Annotated in this window: 20 protein-coding genes; 1 reads left to right on the top strand and 19 read right to left on the bottom strand. The window is 59.1% G+C overall.

The features are described 5' to 3' along the window. Positions 1-93: 93 nt before the first annotated feature. From KFS80_RS27050 to KFS80_RS26245, 10 genes are read right to left on the bottom strand one after another with little or no spacing between them, the layout of a single operon-like run. A complete protein-coding gene (locus tag KFS80_RS27050) occupies positions 94-1,419 on the bottom strand; it encodes a phage tail fiber protein (protein WP_246542033.1) in 1,326 nt (441 codons plus the stop codon). 21 nt (positions 1,420-1,440) lie between these two features. Beyond that, positions 1,441-2,121, bottom strand: a complete 681-nt coding sequence (locus tag KFS80_RS26205; protein WP_212546396.1) for a hypothetical protein — start codon at positions 2,119-2,121, stop codon at positions 1,441-1,443. Next, positions 2,121-2,432, bottom strand: coding sequence for a hypothetical protein (locus KFS80_RS26210; protein ID WP_212546412.1), 312 nt, complete (start codon positions 2,430-2,432; stop codon positions 2,121-2,123). Before KFS80_RS26210 ends, KFS80_RS26205 begins: the two co-directional genes overlap by 1 nt. A 15-nt stretch (positions 2,433-2,447) precedes the next feature. Next, on the bottom strand, positions 2,448-5,510 hold the full coding sequence (locus KFS80_RS26215; protein ID WP_212546397.1) for a phage tail protein: 3,063 nt from the start codon (positions 5,508-5,510) through the stop codon (positions 2,448-2,450). Beyond that, positions 5,507-5,905, bottom strand: a complete 399-nt coding sequence (locus tag KFS80_RS26220) for a DUF6950 family protein (protein WP_042559958.1) — start codon at positions 5,903-5,905, stop codon at positions 5,507-5,509. Before KFS80_RS26220 ends, KFS80_RS26215 begins: the two co-directional genes overlap by 4 nt. 2 nt (positions 5,906-5,907) lie before the next feature. After that, positions 5,908-6,510: a hypothetical protein gene (locus KFS80_RS26225; protein ID WP_042559959.1), complete on the bottom strand. Its 603-nt coding sequence runs from the start codon at positions 6,508-6,510 to the stop codon at positions 5,908-5,910. Then, positions 6,510-7,094 (bottom strand): hypothetical protein, encoded by a 585-nt coding sequence (locus tag KFS80_RS26230; protein WP_212546398.1) that lies wholly within the window; start codon positions 7,092-7,094, stop codon positions 6,510-6,512. The genes KFS80_RS26225 and KFS80_RS26230 overlap by 1 nt, the downstream gene beginning before the upstream one ends. Before the next feature lie 19 nt (positions 7,095-7,113). Continuing rightward, positions 7,114-10,014: a phage tail tape measure protein gene (locus KFS80_RS26235; RefSeq protein ID WP_212546399.1), complete on the bottom strand. Its 2,901-nt coding sequence runs from the start codon at positions 10,012-10,014 to the stop codon at positions 7,114-7,116. Positions 10,015-10,074: 60 nt separating this feature from the next. After that, positions 10,075-10,644 carry a hypothetical protein gene (locus KFS80_RS26240; RefSeq protein ID WP_212546400.1) on the bottom strand — a complete coding sequence of 190 codons (570 nt, stop codon included), beginning with the start codon at positions 10,642-10,644 and terminating at the stop codon, positions 10,075-10,077. After that, complete coding sequence (locus KFS80_RS26245; protein ID WP_212546401.1) at positions 10,641-10,985, bottom strand: hypothetical protein; 345 nt, start codon at positions 10,983-10,985, stop codon at positions 10,641-10,643. The genes KFS80_RS26240 and KFS80_RS26245 overlap by 4 nt, the downstream gene beginning before the upstream one ends. 203 nt (positions 10,986-11,188) lie before the next feature. Between KFS80_RS26245 and KFS80_RS26250 the strand changes: the two genes are divergently transcribed. Next, on the top strand, positions 11,189-11,437 hold the full coding sequence (locus KFS80_RS26250; RefSeq protein ID WP_212546402.1) for a hypothetical protein: 249 nt from the start codon (positions 11,189-11,191) through the stop codon (positions 11,435-11,437). Positions 11,438-11,542: 105 nt separating this feature from the next. Here KFS80_RS26250 and KFS80_RS26255 read toward each other — a convergent pair whose 3' ends face one another. The 9 genes from KFS80_RS26255 to KFS80_RS26295 form a co-directional block, all read right to left on the bottom strand. Then, complete coding sequence (locus KFS80_RS26255) at positions 11,543-11,782, bottom strand: hypothetical protein (RefSeq protein WP_212546403.1); 240 nt, start codon at positions 11,780-11,782, stop codon at positions 11,543-11,545. Positions 11,783-11,784: 2 nt separating this feature from the next. Continuing rightward, positions 11,785-12,270 (bottom strand): hypothetical protein, encoded by a 486-nt coding sequence (locus KFS80_RS26260; RefSeq protein ID WP_212546404.1) that lies wholly within the window; start codon positions 12,268-12,270, stop codon positions 11,785-11,787. Between the two features lie 71 nt (positions 12,271-12,341). Then, a complete protein-coding gene (locus tag KFS80_RS26265) occupies positions 12,342-13,262 on the bottom strand; it encodes a phage tail tube protein (protein WP_212546405.1) in 921 nt (306 codons plus the stop codon). Between the two features lie 63 nt (positions 13,263-13,325). Beyond that, positions 13,326-13,721 (bottom strand): hypothetical protein, encoded by a 396-nt coding sequence (locus KFS80_RS26270; protein ID WP_212546406.1) that lies wholly within the window; start codon positions 13,719-13,721, stop codon positions 13,326-13,328. Further along, the gene (locus tag KFS80_RS26275) at positions 13,718-14,293 is read right to left on the bottom strand and encodes an HK97 gp10 family phage protein (protein ID WP_212546407.1); all 576 of its coding nucleotides are present in this window, start codon (positions 14,291-14,293) and stop codon (positions 13,718-13,720) included. Before KFS80_RS26275 ends, KFS80_RS26270 begins: the two co-directional genes overlap by 4 nt. Then, entirely contained in the window at positions 14,293-14,652 is a 360-nt protein-coding gene (locus tag KFS80_RS26280) for a hypothetical protein (protein ID WP_212546408.1), read from the bottom strand. The genes KFS80_RS26275 and KFS80_RS26280 overlap by 1 nt, the downstream gene beginning before the upstream one ends. Before the next feature lie 3 nt (positions 14,653-14,655). After that, entirely contained in the window at positions 14,656-15,045 is a 390-nt protein-coding gene (locus tag KFS80_RS26285) for a DnaT-like ssDNA-binding protein (protein WP_212546409.1), read from the bottom strand. 40 nt (positions 15,046-15,085) lie between these two features. Beyond that, on the bottom strand, positions 15,086-15,631 hold the full coding sequence (locus KFS80_RS26290) for a hypothetical protein (protein ID WP_212546410.1): 546 nt from the start codon (positions 15,629-15,631) through the stop codon (positions 15,086-15,088). Between the two features lie 55 nt (positions 15,632-15,686). Then, the coding region (locus tag KFS80_RS26295) for a coat protein (protein WP_212546411.1) at positions 15,687-16,503 on the bottom strand (817 nt) is incomplete at its 5' end.

The following is a 16,503-nucleotide window of genomic DNA, read 5'->3' on the forward strand; positions in this document are numbered from 1 at the left end:
CCCCACAAAGTGCGTGCAAGGACGTCGCGATCTTTCTCGGTAGCACTCATAACTTTTCTCCAGGCAAAAAAATGCCCGCTCAATGGCGGGCTGTTATTCGTTTACAGGATCGTTCGGCGGCGGCTGATAATCTGGCTGCGGCATTTCCAAGCGGACGTCGATCCAACTGTTGAGCGGCACATCCAGCGGCGCACCGCGACCGGGAAGCATCTCGCCGTCGTCGGACAGCGTCCAGCGCTGCTTAAATAGTCGGATGGTCACGGTACCGTCGGTGTCTTGTTCGCTCTCGGTGATTCCAAGCGTTCTTCCGCCGTCGGGCGAACACGGATCCTGAGTGCGCCAGCCTTCCACGGCGAGGCCGAGACTGCCAGAAACTCGGTAAATACCAGCATCTAGGCGTTCTACACTGACGCCCCGAGCCTCGTTATTCGCCACTCCCCAAGATCCTGCAGGCTCAAAGGTCTGCTCCTGCAGATCGCTACGCTGGCTGTCTGTGACGCTCGCAATACGCACGATGGGTGAGGCCGCAGACAGCGCGCCGCCTGATCCTCGGGTTGTGTTCCCGGTGTGATAGAGCTTTACCCAAGGGGAGAAGCCAACAGTTGTGGAGTTGTAGTAACGGTACGCCAGCTCCGTACCCAGAACGCTCATCGCAAACTGGCTAAAAGTTTGGGCGTTGTAGGAAATCGTGAAGCTTGTGCCGTAAGGAAATCCCGGCTGAGTCCCGGCAGGGTTCACAATCGATTTAAATTCGGTAGTTGTCAGCGCGTCGATATTGGCGAATGCAGGTGCTTGACCACCAAGCCCAAAAGCACCAACAGGCATTGCATTGCCGGCGTTATTACCGAGCGTGGCAGTGGCGGCGGATCCCAAACCTAAGCCTGCTCGAGCAGTGGCTTGTGAGTTTCCGCCGGTTCCCCCTTGAGCCACGCTTAAAGCAGCGGTCAAGCCAGCCAACGATGTAATGTCGCTGTTGGCGCCAGACTTTGCAGCGCCCAGTGTCGATCGAGCCGCTACTCCATCCCCGTCATTCAATAAGCCCTGAATGAAAGCAGAGAGGTCGGTGATGCCGGTGCCACCTTTGCCTGGTGGAAGCACCTCATAGTTCCCGGTCGTGCCCAGCGCTGCCAGCTTTTCACCGTAGTTGGTGAGGATCGCGCGCACTTGATCAGACAGATCCTTCTGATATCCCTGAACCGGCGTAATCGAGTAGAAGCCACCAGCAGCTGTCGGGCCTTCGTAATTTGGCGAGATCGACAAAGCGGTATTGCTGGCGATGTTGGTCACCTCATACCAGCGACCGTCAGGCCCGCGAAAGCCATCCCCGACCCGGCTGTTGGCAATGAAGGCAGTGCCCGCACCGATCACCGCGTTGGAATTTTGGGTGACAGAGACCGTTCCCGTTTTGTACCAGGGCATGGCTACATCCTTTGAAAGAAGTTAAGCGGCTTGTTTTGCGAAAATCGCGGGCAGAAAAAACGCGAATGGATTGGAAGCTGCGACGGTGATGGCGTAGAGCTTTGCATTGGGAAAATCCCACCAGCACGCCAAGCTTCGGGGAATCGCGCTACCGGCAGTCATCGACATGCCAAAGGTGTTTATCAGCATGAATTCGTTTTGCGGAAAATCGAACGGAACAGAGTAGAAGATCCGCGTCAGGCCTTGATCACCGATGTCATTGGAGACATACGTCCAGTTCTGGAAGGCTCTGGTGAAGCTTGCGTTTGGAGTGCCGGAATCGAAGAGCAACCTGCCGCCCCCATCCCACAAGCGCATCCCGTACTGCGCGACGGCTTGCGCCGCGAACGCGGCCACAAAATATCTCCCGTTCGGTTGCGCCGTATTCACGTTGTAGGCCCTGACGTAAAAGCCCGTCCAGTTGCCGGCCGATCCGATGAGTCTCATCTGACAGAGGCCGGCAACTGCATTGACGGTGTCGGGGCGCACAAACACCAACGGCGGCTCCTGCGACGTCACCGGCCGTGCGAAATAGGTGGTTGAACCCAAACCGCTCTCTTCCGTAGGAGCGAACCTTCCAGAAGAGATAACCACCAGGCGGGCAAATTCAGTGTCGAGGGTGACAACGTTGCTGTTGTTGGTGAACTGAAGTCCGTAAGCCATCAGCTCCACCTCATAACAATCAATCTCATTGTGCCTGAGGAGGTGAAGCTCGCGGCATAAGTGCGGGTGTGGTTATACACGCGCACAACACCGTCAAGCATTTCCGTCTCGAACTGCAGCTGGCTGCTGGCGTAGGCGCCGTTGGGGATAACAAAGGCTGTTCCGTTGCCGGGGCCAACGCCAGGCACTGAAAAATCCTGACTTCCCTTGTTCGCTCCCAACGCGAATGTCACCAGTGTCGAAAGTGCAACGCGGATTGTGAAGGCGTTTTCATCGATCTGAAGTGCACCATCGGCACCCCAGATCCGCATACCGTAAGCCATTTATCACCCCAAATAGCCGAGACGAACGCGTAAAACATTGTTCGCGTCGTAGACCGAAACGTTGAGAGAGTTGATCACCAGCCGCCCCTGACCGGGAACAATGCCGTTAATCTCCAGCGTTCCGTCCTTGTTGAGGATCCAGCCTTGTTGACCGGCGATGTAGTTGGTAGAGCTGATGTAGTTGCCAATCTTGGCGTTGGTTATCGCACCGTCCATGATGAACGCTGAGTTCATGAACACCTGCCCGCCTTGCACGGCAAACGGCACTGAAACGGCCCCTCCAGCAATCGTGTTGACGATGGCGAAGCGGTCAGCACTGACTAGAAACTGGCTTTGCAAACCCGCCGGAGTGTTCTCAATTCCGAGCCCAATACCTGCTGCGATGTATTGTCCGGTGGAGGTGCTGTATTGCATCTTCACCGACCAGGTTGCAGCCAGCTTGCCGGTCACATCGTTGATGATTGAGGCGTTGGTCTCGATCATCGTCTTCTGCTGGCCTATCTGCGTACCTTGATTGCCAACAGTCGTGCCGAGCTGGGTTAATTGCTGCGCCGTGGCCTGCTGGTTGGTAACGACCACCTGTTCAAGCTCGGTGATGTTGGCTGCGTTCTCTCCAATCTTTACGTCGAACGTAGTTATGCGCCGCGCCATTGCCTCGTTCTCGGAGGCGCGCACCTTCGACTCTGAAGCAAGCGACGCCGTACTCTTGTAGCTTTTGACCGCATCCGCGAGATCGCCAGCCCCATCATCGTCTCGATAGGAGGCGCGGAGGGCTTCGAATGCGGTGGCCTGTGCGGTGATCACGCCGTCGAGCTCCGTGATTTCGACGGTATTGGTAGCCACCTGCTGAGCAAGTCCGTTCACCGTTTCCACGGTCTGTCCAACGTCCAGCCAGTAAGTCGGGTTCGGCGGTGGCGTATTTGCCGGCACCGGGCCGGTTGCCTGATAGATGCGCTTACCCTGAACGACCAGGTCGTACTCAACGTAGGTCGCACCGGGGTCGTACCCCTTCAGTCCGTCGAGTGCATCGATCTGATCCTGTAGCCCAGGGATCAGATTGATTTTGTCGACTATGTCTTGGCCAAGCTCTGTTTCTCCGATCTTGCCCGCCATCGCGGCGAGATAAGCCGAAACATCGTTGGAGGTTTGCGCAGGCACATAAAGAAACGAGCTTTTCCCGTAAGCGTTCGATGAGCGGATGAAATAGTAATAATTCGTCCAGAAACCCAATCCGGTGTGGGTGAAGGACAGGCCTTGTCCTAAGTACTCCGCGTCCGCCGCAGTGGCGGTTGGCGCGGTGCTGAAGAAGTACTCGTAGGTGCCGCCGTTCAGACCGTTCTGGGAGTTACTCGGTATCAGCACGATATTGTCGATCGAGGACTGCACCACGCAGCTCTCCGGGATGGGCGGGCCGTTGATGCTGACGGTGATCGTCACTTCCCCAGATCGGGCCATGGGCCCGACCGCTGCCACGCTCATTGTGTAATTGCCGGAAGGCAGGCCGTTGATCGCGCACTCGGCGGACGTCGCGGGAACGTTATGCGACTGAATTGCGGTCGCACCCTGACGGACGATAACGATGTACTCCTTCACTATTCCGGAGGGCGGAATCCACGACAACACGCCCTGAGTAACTTCGGCAGTGGTGTGCTGCGTCCATGTCAGCGCACCCGGAGTGCCGAGTCCACCTGATGGCAGGTTGATAAAGCCGATAGGGTTATACGGTTGGCCAACGGCGTCACCGAAGATCGCGGCTTCGTATTGTTTGACCTGAGCGGTGCAGCCTTCGCTGTCGCCCATCGACCAATCCGAAACGATGAACTCGCCATGGATGTTCAGCGACGGCAGGTTAACGCGCACCACACGACCAGGTCGGCAGTTGTAGCCAGCGAAGTTCATCGGAATGCTTATCGCACCGCCAGCCCGCCGCCGGCGCAGCTCCATGTTCGCCAGACGCTGAGCCTGGTAAGGATCCGTGACATACGAATAGGTGAGCGTTTCCGCTGCTTCCCCGCCGTCCTCAACAATCCACTCTGCGACGCTGACTTCCGGATAATCCGTCTCTGTCCATGACTGTTCCGGGTCGATGAACGTGCCTCGAACGGTGTTGATTGCCGAGTCGTTGGTTGGCTCGGTGCTGCCGGTGACGGTGCCGATTACCATGTCCTCGGTAATCTCAAAGTCGTACGGGCCGTAGTAAGCACCGGCCTGAAACATCCATCGACCACCGACGCGGAGCAGGTGTCCGCCAGACGCAGCTTCCAGCTTCTGCAGGACACCGGTGCGTTGTTCGTCGGCGCCGATCACGCAAGCAGTTCGATAGCGCTGACTGACAGATCCGTCGGCATTGGTGACCGCCTCATCGCAGACGTTGGCACCACTGGCGAACGTTTCGAACATGATCTCGTCATCAGGCACACCGCAACGGGTGCGAAGGAACCACAGCAAGTGCAGCGCGGTATTGGCGCTGTAACCGGCGGTACCGCTGCGCGGGTCGTAGATATCGTTACGACCGCGAACCACGAAGCGGGTGTCGGGAATACCGGACGGAAACTTCTCAGCACTGTACTGAAGCGAAACGCGCACGTAGGACAGACCGCGCCCGATCTGGCTGTCCTTCCAGTCTGGGCAGTTGGCTTTCAGAAACGCGTTCACCTGAGTCGGGTTCACCACAAGTTCGTAGGTGGCCAACGGGCCAAACGAGCCGATGTCTTCCTCGCCGAGGTAGATGTTTTCCAGAGCATCGATCGCGCCTTCGCACAGCACGTATACGAGGTGAAGCCATTCCCCCTCACCTTGTGCGCCGGCCTGCTCTTGCGCCCACACCAGCACGCCACCGGTTGATACTCGCCCAAGAATAAAGCGCACAGGCGCTTTGGACGATCGCACGGTCTGCGCCGAAGGTTCGTTGTCACGCAGCGGCGACTTGGTGTTGAGCTTTTCCTGTTGCTCCGCCGCGTAAAAGGCAAGCGCTGCGCCAGCCACAGCACCCCACGGGCCGCCCTGAGCGAAGCCAACCACCGCGCCGATGACGACTGAAGCGAGTTTCTTAACGCCGCCGCTCATTCAATTCTCCACGCGGCCAATGGCTCGCACTCAACCCGGGCCGCGCCGTCATCGGTCGCCGCCCAGTAATCTCCTGCCCAGAACACGGCCATGCTTCGGCCGCCGGGCGCGTCGTACAGCACGACGTCTCCGCGCTGGATGAAACCCAGCGGCACCCGGGCGAAGTGGACATCCCACGCTGCCTCAAGGCTGCCGTGCTGCTTCTTCAGCTGCCGTTTGGCACCGGTCTCCGTCGTGTACTTGCCGCGGTAGTTCTCCGCCGGATCGACACCACACACCGAGGCCGTGCAGTCGGCAGCGAACAGGCAGCAGTCAAATTCGCCCCATGAAAAAGGCCGCTCTTGGGCGGCCTTGATCGTTTCGTTCAGACGGGTTGTCCAGTCTCGGTAGCGCATGGCTAGCTTCCATAGGTGAATGTCGGTGCGTCCTTCTTCGAGCCCCAATAAATGGGCCACTCGGACATTTGGGCGATGGCGTAGAAGAACCGGTCGCCCTGGTGGCGCGCGCGGTGGTTTTCGTCGGTGAATCGTTCGGTGCCGGTGCGGCTCCACTCGGCCATGCGATCAATGACCGGGACAGTGATGCTGTTGCCGTCCTCGCCATTGCCAGCAAAGGAAAACTTCGCAGCGTCCATCCGGCCGGAGAACAGAATATCCGCCGCGTAGTTGCCGGCCTCGTCGAACACCACGAATATGACTTTTGCCATTCGCCCGCGACAGCCCCGGACGTTCGTCTCGGAAAGGATGTAGGCATCCAGACCGCTGAGCGTCAGCTCGACCGACATTGGCGAGCCGGAGTTGTCGCTCTCCTGCGACTGGCTGACCTGGCCGAAATTGCCCACGCCCAAGTAGGTGATGCCATCGACCACCAGATCACCGGTACCGGTGTGCGCGAAGACCATACCGTCGACGAAGTCGAGCTGCACGGCGTAGACAGGCATGAAGCGGCCCGTGGCGATGATGTTCACAACGCTCTGGCTGAACGGGAATGCTGATGGCATCAGAAAGCCTCCCTGAATTGGTAGCTGCCGTTCGCGATCACCGGCTTGATGGACATTGCCCAAGTGTCGGTGGTCATGCGCATTTCCGAATACGGATTGAGGTATTCGACAGCGGTGCCGGCGGTGAGCGTCTTGCGGATGCGCTTGTTGAGCGACACCGTCACGCTGCCCTGCGCGTTCGCCGATGCCGCATCGGTAACCTCGAACATTTCGCCCGCGATGGTGATGTAGTCGCCGGCGCTGAAGGCTGGTGCGTTCGCTGTTGCGCCGCTGATGACCATCGATCGCGCCTGCTCGTTTCCGGTGACCACTGAGAGCGCGCCGACACTGTTGGTGCGCCGGCGGGTAAAGGCCGGAAGGTTGAAGGTGCCGAACATCCCATCCAGTCGCCCGAGAAACGCTGAAAGCTCGCGCTCCTGCTCTCTGGTCAGCACCCCAAAGGTCAAGGTGCATTGCCAGTAAGCGCCCGGGTAGCCGACGATCTGCTGGGCATTTGACAGCGTCGATGTGAACGCCCTGCTGTTGTTGACGATGCCCCACGTCATTTCTGACGGGCGCAGCGAAGCCGGCCACGTGAGAGCCATGCAGTACTCCTTAAATTGCTTAGCGCCGTGCGATCAGCTGGCGAATGGTTCCGTTCATTTTCAGGTCGCGCACGACCAGCTCGTAGCCGCCCTTTGCCCCCTGCATCGCGGCCTCCCTGACCATGTTTACAGTGGCGTCGTCCGGCGTACCTTGGAAGCTGAAGCTCTGCTGGATGACCGGTGCAGCCGATGCGCCAGACGAGATCGGTACAACATTGGAGGTCGATCCTGCGGCGGTCGCGCCGACATAGCCGCCATCCGCGTACCCCTTGGTGTTCGCGTTCATGCGCTCGAGGAACTCGCGCGCGCCCGGCTGGCTTACCGCTTCCTTGCGGACAACGAACTCGCCACCGTGCACGACGCCTTTCGGCTCGAACTTGCCACCATCACCGGTATAGCCGCCGTCGGAGAAACCGAACTTGGAGCTGTACCCGGCAGCCGATGCGCCAAGGCTGGAGGATGTGGCCGCAGCAGAGCCAGCCGCGAAACCGTTACCTGCGGCGGAGGCACCGGCACCAGCCAACCCACTGAACAGCGTGCCGAAGATGCCGACCGCCGCCTGACGCACCTGAATGCGGATCAGATCGGCGATGATGCCGTCCGCCAGATCCTTGAACGACAGTTTCCCGGTTTTCACGAACTGGATGATGCCGTCTTCCATGTTGCTGAAGGCGTTGGTGAACAGGTTGCGGGTCTGGCCGGCGACGTCGCGCGCCTGCTCCGAGTAGGTCTGAAACGCCGACGAAGCGCCGAGCGCCCAGTCCGATTGAGCCTTGTCCACATCCGTGTAGTACTGCTGCTGCATGGCCAGTCGGGTTTGCAGGGCCGAACGGAGCGCTTCGGTCTGCTGGTTGTACAGATCGGTCTTGCCGGCAGACCTGTCGCTCTTGTTGTAGTCGTAGGTCAGCCGATCCATCTGTGACTGGTACGACTGCTGGATGCTCAGCTGCTCCTTCAATCGCTGACGCTGCTGATCGCCCATGCCGAGGCCTGCCAAATCGTTGTCCAATCCGGTCTGGGCGGTCTTCAGCTGCGATTGCAGGTTTTCCTGAAACGCTGCGAGCTTTTGTCGCTGCTCGGCAGCAGTGGCCAACAGCTCAGTCTGCTTTTCCAGTGAAGCGTTTTGCTTCTGCTGCGCCAGATTTAGGTCGGCCATGGCGAGGATCTGCTTCTGTGCAGCAGTGAGCGTTTTCTTATCTTTGAGGTCGGCGATTTGCTGTTCCAGTTCGAGCAGCTTTTTGGCCTCGGTGCCGAGTGATTTTGTGCCGTCGGCTTGGCTGCCGATGAGCGCGTTTTGCTGCTGGAGAACTGCGTAGCGCTGCCTTGCCTCGTCGAGCATCCGCTGACCAGCATCCTCAGTCACCGACTTCGGCTTCGGCTGGCTTTTGTCGAAGCGCGCCTGAATGGCGGCGACCTCCTTGTCGATTTCAGCCTGAGATTTTCCCGCCTCTAGGCCAACCTTTCTCGCCTCGGCAATGTCCAGAGCGAGCTTTTTCTGCTCAGACATGTTCTTGTTGGTGATGGAGAACCATTTCTCATCGGCCGAAATTGTTGTCCTTCGCTCCTGAAGCTCATGAGATGCCGCTTCCGTGCGCTGAACCTGCGCATCAACCGCTTTTTGGGCAAGATCTACCTGCTTCTCCAGGCCGGTGATCAAGGCCTTGTCGCCAATTTCCCGTGCACTTTCCAACTGACTCTGAAGATGCTGCAACTTGAACAGCTCTGGGCTAGCGGAAAGCTCGGTTTTCAGTTCGTTCCATGCAGAGGAGACGCTGGTCTTTACGTCATCCCAGGCTTTTGCCAGCCCCCTCGTTGACTCAACCATTTCCCTGTTTCGGGCGCCCATCTCGTCAGCCACCGTGCCCGCCAACACCTTGATGGCCTCCATGCGGTTGCCCTGCTGCTCCAGCGATCGAATCTGTTCGTAAACTGCTTGAGTGATTACGCCATATTTGTCGCTGTACTCCGCAGCGAGATCGGTGACACTTCCTTTCGTTCGCGACAGCTGATCAGCAATTTCACCGGCGTTCTTGCCGGTGGCTACGGAAAGCTCCGTCGAAGCTCTGGCGACTTCCGTAAACGCATCGCCAACCAATCGGCCGCTGCCGGCCAGCGCCAACACTGCCTGAGTAGCCTCAGTGAAATTGCGCCCCTTTGCGAGGCTGTTAGAGAGAGCGATCAGATCGTCCGCTGTACGCCCGGCCGCGTCTCCCGTGATGACAAGAGCCTTTCGGTACTGCTCGGCTTGTTCGTAGCCCTTGTAGGCAGCGAGAGCGAAAGCTGCGATAGCCGCACCCGCGATCGTAAATGGGTTGACCAAGCCGGCAACATAGCCGCCCAACGCCTTTGCGGCGGGGCCAATGCCACCGAACATATCTTTGAGCTGACCGCCTTGTTGCAGCAGGACGGTAAGCGGAGCCTGGCCCGCTTGCAATGAGACAGCAATGTCAGTGAATTGCGCCGGCACACCGCGCAATGCTGCGGCAGTAGCTTTTGCTGTCATCCCGGTCTTACCAAGATCGCCATTAAGGCTGCCGAGCGCGGCACGCTGAGCCGTAATGGCAGTCGACTGATCTCGAATAATGCTAGAAAACTCTTTATACCCGGCATCCCCGATATCTCCTCGCTTGAAGGCTGCAGCGAGTTCCGCCTGGCTCTTGGCAAGCTCCTGCTGTTTCTTCCGCAAAGGATCAAGTCTGCCTAAAAGCTGTTCAACTTCTTCCCGATAGTAACCATAAGACTTTCGCGCACCATCAGCGCTTTTGCCAGATTCACTGAGCCCCGCTCCAACTTTCGCCATCGATCGCTGAGTTGGAATTCCCAATGACTCGAGTTCTTCAAGCGCCTTGCGGGTGTCCGCAGCCTTTTGCTCAGCGTCTCTGCTATCGATTTCCAAGACCAGCCGTGAGGTCTGAGCCATAGGTTTCTCCGGGCGAAAAAAAGCCCGCTCAATAGCGGGCTCAAATAATCTGAAATGTAATCAGCTGTAGTCGCCGCTGATTTTGTCGCGGAACATCACAGTGGTTGGATATCCCAGCCGTTGTTCAATAGCGTCCGCGGCTTTTTCGGCTTCGGACTTGCTTTCGAATGCGCCGGCGCCGACGCCGCCAACCTTGAGCATTTCGACAACAGGGAATCCAGCCTCGGCGATTGCGTCGGAGACTTTTACCCGCTCTTCCTCGCCGGCGCAGATTACCCTAGCAACCCAGCCGAATCGCAGCGATGGCACTGCTTGAGGGGATGCTTTACCAACATCGCCACCGCAGTGCTTGCATTTAACCGCGGCATTTTTGATGTTTTCTGCGCAGAGTGGGCAAGGCCTAGTATCGAATGTTGACTCGGGAGCCGCTTGGGTTCTGCGGCCGAAGATCACCATCAACAAGCCGGCAATCAGAATGACTCCACCAATCAAGGTGTAGTTCTGCCGGTCGGCCATCAACCCCAAGTTGTTAACACGGCCAAGTCCGGAAGGAACAGAAACATCCATCGTTGTCGCGGCAATCATCACGATGAATCCAACGGCGACGATCAGAAAGCCAAAGCCTCTCATATGGCACCTTTGCTATCTTGAGGGCCAATGTTGCCTGACTCCCTGATTACCCATACAAAGAATTCAGCGTTGCCTTTTAGTAAATGTGCGGCCCAATTTGGGCTGTAGGAAACCTCGCGACCATTTACGCCGGTGACACCTTCATCCCAGTCGAGCACAACAAACTTACCCAACATCAGGCATTGCAACTGATGCTCTTCCTCATCACTAATGCTGCGCTCGGTTAGCGCCATCAACATGCGAGCGCCGTACAAAGCAGCTTGATAAATCTCATTCTGATGAGAGGCTAGCTTAAACCTGCCCCCACCTTCGAACTCTTTCCACTGAGCGATATCTGCCACGCGAAAGCCTCCCTGAGTAATGGCAGCAATCTACCACTATCCGCAGGAAGCGCCAAAGCGGCTGTACGAATGCCCAGTAACGCCAATGCTCGCCCTGATAGTAGCCTCTCGCCTTCACGCAACGGATAACCCCAGTCCTTTGCCTGCAAGCCCAAGGACTGGGATTGCGCCAATTTCGGCGCGTTTATGACCTGGAGGTCGGTATGAGTGAAGAACAACGGGTGGCGACACCCTTCGAGTTAGGCGTCTGTGCTGCGCTGCAAGTAATCGGAACGGCTATCGCAAGTCTGGATGTTCCGGGGCGAATCAAGGTTGCAGATGCAGCAAAAGCACTTCTTGAATCGCTTCCAGATGACAAGTCGATCATTAAGGATCGGTCTGCTCATCGGCTGCCGCTTGAATCTTTAATAGCAGGTCTTTTGCCAGAGTCGTCTCGGAAACCTTCTGAGTAAGCCAGTCTTGAAACTTCCCTGCGTCTTGATGGCCGGGGAAGTCGCTCCCGAGCGGTTTTTGATCTTTCATTGGTGTCTCCAGGCGGCGCAGCCGCATAATGTTTATCACTCGTCGGCACCGGCCAAGCACACCGCATCCAGCGCAAACATTACATCGTCGATCTCATCGCGCGGCAGCGGTGATGGGTGCGAATCCAGCCAGTCGGAGATCTCCCGCGCCGAGAGCGGCAGCGGAAATGCTCCCGCCATGCCGGCGATGTACCGCCGGCCGCGAGACACGTTCCGGTACAGGTTGAGCAGGTAGGCGGTCAGCGGGTCATTCTCGGGCTCGCCGGGGATCGCCATCTTCAGCCGCGAGTAGACCGCGCGGCGCTTTTCGCTTTCCCCGCCCCACTCTTGCTCCCACTCGAAACGGGCAAGCGCTTTCCCACCGACTCAGCTCGCTCCTCTGCAGCATCGTTGGCGGCCAGCGCGCCTTCGCGCAGAACGAAGATGAAGAACTCGATGTTGTTCTCGAGCAGCTCAGCTGCAACCGCCGGGGAGTACTTGACCGGGCTTCCTTCTGTGTCAAGAACGCCATCCCAATCCTTTACGATGAAATGGCTGAGCAGCATCGAGTGATTCTGGTGCTCGGTCATTTCACCGGCGACTACACCCACCTGGCCTTCCTCAAATCGCGCGTCATTGCGCTGAATGCGGCGCCGCATGCGCTCAAGGGCGACTTGATATTCAGGGTTGTCGATGCTGGCGAGCAGGATCTTGGTGTCGTCGTCGAACTTCGCCCAGCGCTCACCGGCGATCGCCGGCTTCTTCTTGCCCAGTTGCAGAGCCATTTCAATTCCTCAACGCCACGCCAATAAAAGGGCTCCCCCGGCCGGCGTTTGAACCGAGGGAGCCAAAGGGTTTACGGGGTTGGATCAGCCGCTTCGCGGGTGATGGTCGGGCTGAGCTTGGCGACGGTGTAGTTGAGCGTGACCTCGATCAGGTCGCGCTTACCGCCATTCGGCAGTTCGCCGTCCACTTCCACGGCTGGGAAGTTGAACGTGTATTTGTTGCCCAGCGAGTCGGTGATCGGGAACACAACTGCGATCGGCGTCCGCGTGAAGGTGTTCTTCCAGATCTCCCACGCTCGCTTCGACCAGGCCAGCGTGATGCTGCCGGTGACCGCCGCCTCGGTGGCGATGTGCGCGCCTGGGCCCAGACGATCGGAGCCAAGGCAGCGCTGAGTCTGCAGGCTGTTGTCCAGATTCACGGTCATGGCCGAGACACAGGCCACGCCTTCGAGCGACTGGCCATTCACCAGGATCGTGCCGACGTTGTTGTTCGACAGAAACGGGGTGGTGGTCGGCGCATTCGGCGAAACGACAATCGGGGTGTCGCCGTCGGTGTAATCCAGGCACGCCATGTTGAAGGTGGCAGTTACCTTGCCTTCCGACGGAATGTCGAGAGCGAAGGTCGAGACGTGCGCGCCCTTGAACACGCCATAGACGCCTACGTCGTTGTAACCCTTCGCGATGCTGAAGGTGTGGCGAGTATCGCCCACGCGCAGCACGTCAGCCGTCCAGACGCCGTAGAAGGCGGCTCCGAGTAATTGGTCGAACGAGCCGAACGAGAACTCGGCCGTCAGATCGCCGCCGATATCGATGCTGGTGGCCACCGATCCTTGGCTCAGACGGGTGTCGGTGATTTCGTCGCTGACTTCGGTGTTGACGGTCGGGGTCAGCGCGTTGCCGGTGAGGCGCAGCGTATCCCAGGTGCCGGCGGGAGTAACGCCGGGCGTCACCTCCGCAATGATGTGGCTTACAACTTTTGCGCCAGAGCTCATTGGAGCCTCCTATTCGCGGGCATAAAAAAACCCGCAGGCGCGGGCGTGGCAGTTGCTTTGCTGTCAGCCGGCGCGAAACCGGATGTTGACGTTGATTTGGTAGAAGCCCTCGAACTCGCCGGCGACCACTTGGCTGGCTTCCATGCATTCAAGGTCCCCGGACATCCAGTAGGCGAAGTGCGCTTCAAGCGCGTCGGCGAGTTCGTTGATCGCTTTGGTGCCGGTGCGCTCGCGGGCGAAGCACTGAATGCTTATCTGCCCGGGCTTGCGGGTGTGCGGTCGGTCGGCCATACCAGCCATGAAGGCCGAGGCGTACTGGATATTCAGCCGGCACCAGAGGCCGGTCGCCGGTGGCCTAAACACATCCGGCTGGTTCGGGTAATCGATCCACGCCTGGTCAATGCCGGTGAAGGCGACCATGCGACCGGTGATAAGCAACCTGATCTGCTCGAAGGTCATGTGTAGGCCTCGGATACGCCTATAAACGCGAGGTCATAAACCCCGCCGGGCGCCTGTGTGGAATGCCCCAACTCCAGCATCTCGCCGTAGGGGCTGTTCGTTTGGATATAGATGACCGGAAATTTTCCCGAGGCCTTAATGAGCATGCTGCCTTTGCTGATCGTTTCGCCGCCGGAGGGATCGACGTTGTCGGTCACGGTCATATCGGGTGCGCCAATCGAGACCAGGTGACTGCCTCGGAACGTGCCGCCGATGTAGCTCTTACCTGCCGCCTTCGCTTTGACGAAATAGTTCTCTTCGCGCTCGCGCTTGGTCAGCTTCTTGTAGGCCCGGCCGCCAGTGCGCGCCGCGTTGCGAGCATCGACGTTCGCGTCGTACGCATCAGCTAGCGCCACGTTCTTCGTGCGCAGCGCCACGTTGGCCTGCCACAGGTCGGGGTTGCCGACCGGTGAGCGGTTCACCACCTCCGTGAGCATGGCGGTCGCGATGACGCGCGCCATCTGGGTGATGTCCTCGCCAGCCTGATCGGCAAACTCGGTGAGGCTATGGCTCCAGCCTGCTTTGGTGGTCATCAGACTTTCCTCAGCTGGATCTCGTAGTGGGCGCCGGCCGGATCAGTCTGGACATTGACCACGTCGAAATCGTTGATCTTGTGGCCGATGTCCGGAACCCCGCCAATCGTTTCGTTGGTCAGCGCGATCAGCAGTTGGTCGGTGGCGCGGATGTTCACGCCGTCGACCTGTGCGATCTTGAATGCATCGAACACACCTCGGCCGGTGTAGGCGATGACAACGGGGTCGCCCGCCGCCTCAGTGACCGGATCCCACGTTCCCGGCAGCGTCACGCCACCGCTGAATGGCTTCACGGCGTCCGCCAGGTCAGTGTCGAAGGCCTCAGCCAGATCAGCCTGAATCTCTTCACGTAGGCCCATAGGTCACCTGTACACGTTGAAGCTGAAGCCGCTGGTGCGCCATTGCGCGAGCAGCCCAAGTGCGAACTGGACACCATCGGGCAGCGCGGTCGACTTGCTGGTGTCGATCGAGGCGAATGTCTTGCTGGTTGTCACCGATCCGGCCTTCACCGTCTTGGCCTCCAGCGATCCCTCGGTATGCTGCTGGTACAGCTTGCCCTCGGAGGCGACAACCGCCAGCTCGGCGCCGGCCTGCTTCACCTCTTCCGGGATGGCGTCCATGTCGATGCCGACTAGGTTGAGCGAGGTCAGATAGGCATTCGCCTGCAACACCGACCGGGCCTTCTTGTCATCTGGAGCCCACGAAGCCCCGAGGATGGCGTCAACGTCCGCCACGGTGATGTAGGTAGCCATCAGGCCTCCGCTTGAATGAGTGGGGCCGAAGCCCCGGGTATTACTGGTTGGCCTTCAGCAGAGCGAGCAGCTCAGGCTTCGAGTCGTTGACCTTGTAGCCAACGCCCTTGGCGTCGAGCTGTTCCTTGATCTGCACGACGGTCAGTTCGTCGAGAGGGTCGGTCGCGGCCGCCAAGCGGTCTTTCTCTGCCTGCGCCAGCAAGTCATCCACCTGCTTTTGCAGCTCTTCCGACTTACTCACAGCGGCATCGCGATCGCTTGCCAAGCGCTGCATCCCCGACTGAATGCCGTTCAGGGCTTCGTACAGGCGCATCGCTGGGCCTTCGCCTTCAACGGGGTTCAGCACGCCCGCTTCAAGGCCAGCGGTCAGCTCATTTACAGCGTCGAGCTGCAGGGCCTCGCGGGACGGCTCGGCACCACCGCCACTGTTACGGCCACCACCTTCTTCGATGCGCGATCGAGCGTGATCGACGCCACCGGTTTCACCCACGGTCTGCGGGCCGACGGTGATCTTGCCTTCATCACCGGAGAAGCCCCAGCGAGCCTTGATGTTCGGGTCGATGTGGTTGTCTTTTTTAACGGTCATGGTTTTCTCCTGGATCAATGCTGCGCGGCGGGTAACTCACCCGCCGCGCGCCCGGTTACGGCGTTGGCGCGGTAACGAGGGAGGTGATGAACGCCATAGGCACCTGCTTGCGAGCGAACTTGCGCTCCCAGTTGGTGGCCAGAGCCAGATCCGCCCAGTTCGCCGAGATCGGGCGAGTGGTGGTCGGGGTACCGGTGATGGTGGCGCTGGTGAACGAGAAGCCCAGCGGATGCACAACGAAGTTGCGACGAGTCCACAGGGTTTCAGTACCGCCACCATTGCCGCGATCCGGCGCACGTTCGTATTCGAGGCCGTCCAGACCTTCTGGCTGCTCTTCGGCGTAGCCGATAGCGCCCGGGCCGAAGATGATCGACAGGTACTTGGCGGTTGGGCCGGTGCCGATCACAGGCAGACCGTCGTCCAGAACGACCGGCATACCTTGGAAGCGACCGAACTCTGGGGTCTGATCCGCAACCGGCGCGAAGTCGATCTGGTTCTGGATCGACAGCTCGGTATGAACCGCCGAGTGCATGGCGATGACGCTCAGGCCGCCCAACTGGCCGGAGTAGTCGCCCATCGTGCCCTTGGCGCGGATCACTGCCGCTGGATTGATGATGCCGCCGGCGTCTACGACCATGTCGCCGCCATTGGAGGCGATGTTGTCGTTGTAGATGCCCACTGCAGTGGCAATGGTGCGGCGCTGGGCAACACGCTGCCAGTAGGAGATCAGGCGGCCTGCCACGAACTCCAGCGGGTCTTGCTTGGTGATGTTCTTCACCAGGTTCATGCAGTTCCAGCCTTCGTTGAGGTACGCGGCGCGTGCCTGCATGGAAGCGCTGGTGACCGACAGCGGCACCGCGATGTCGGTGTAC

The organism is Pseudomonas rustica (assembly GCF_018336155.1).
Classification (GTDB): Bacteria; Pseudomonadota; Gammaproteobacteria; order Pseudomonadales; family Pseudomonadaceae; genus Aquipseudomonas; species Aquipseudomonas rustica.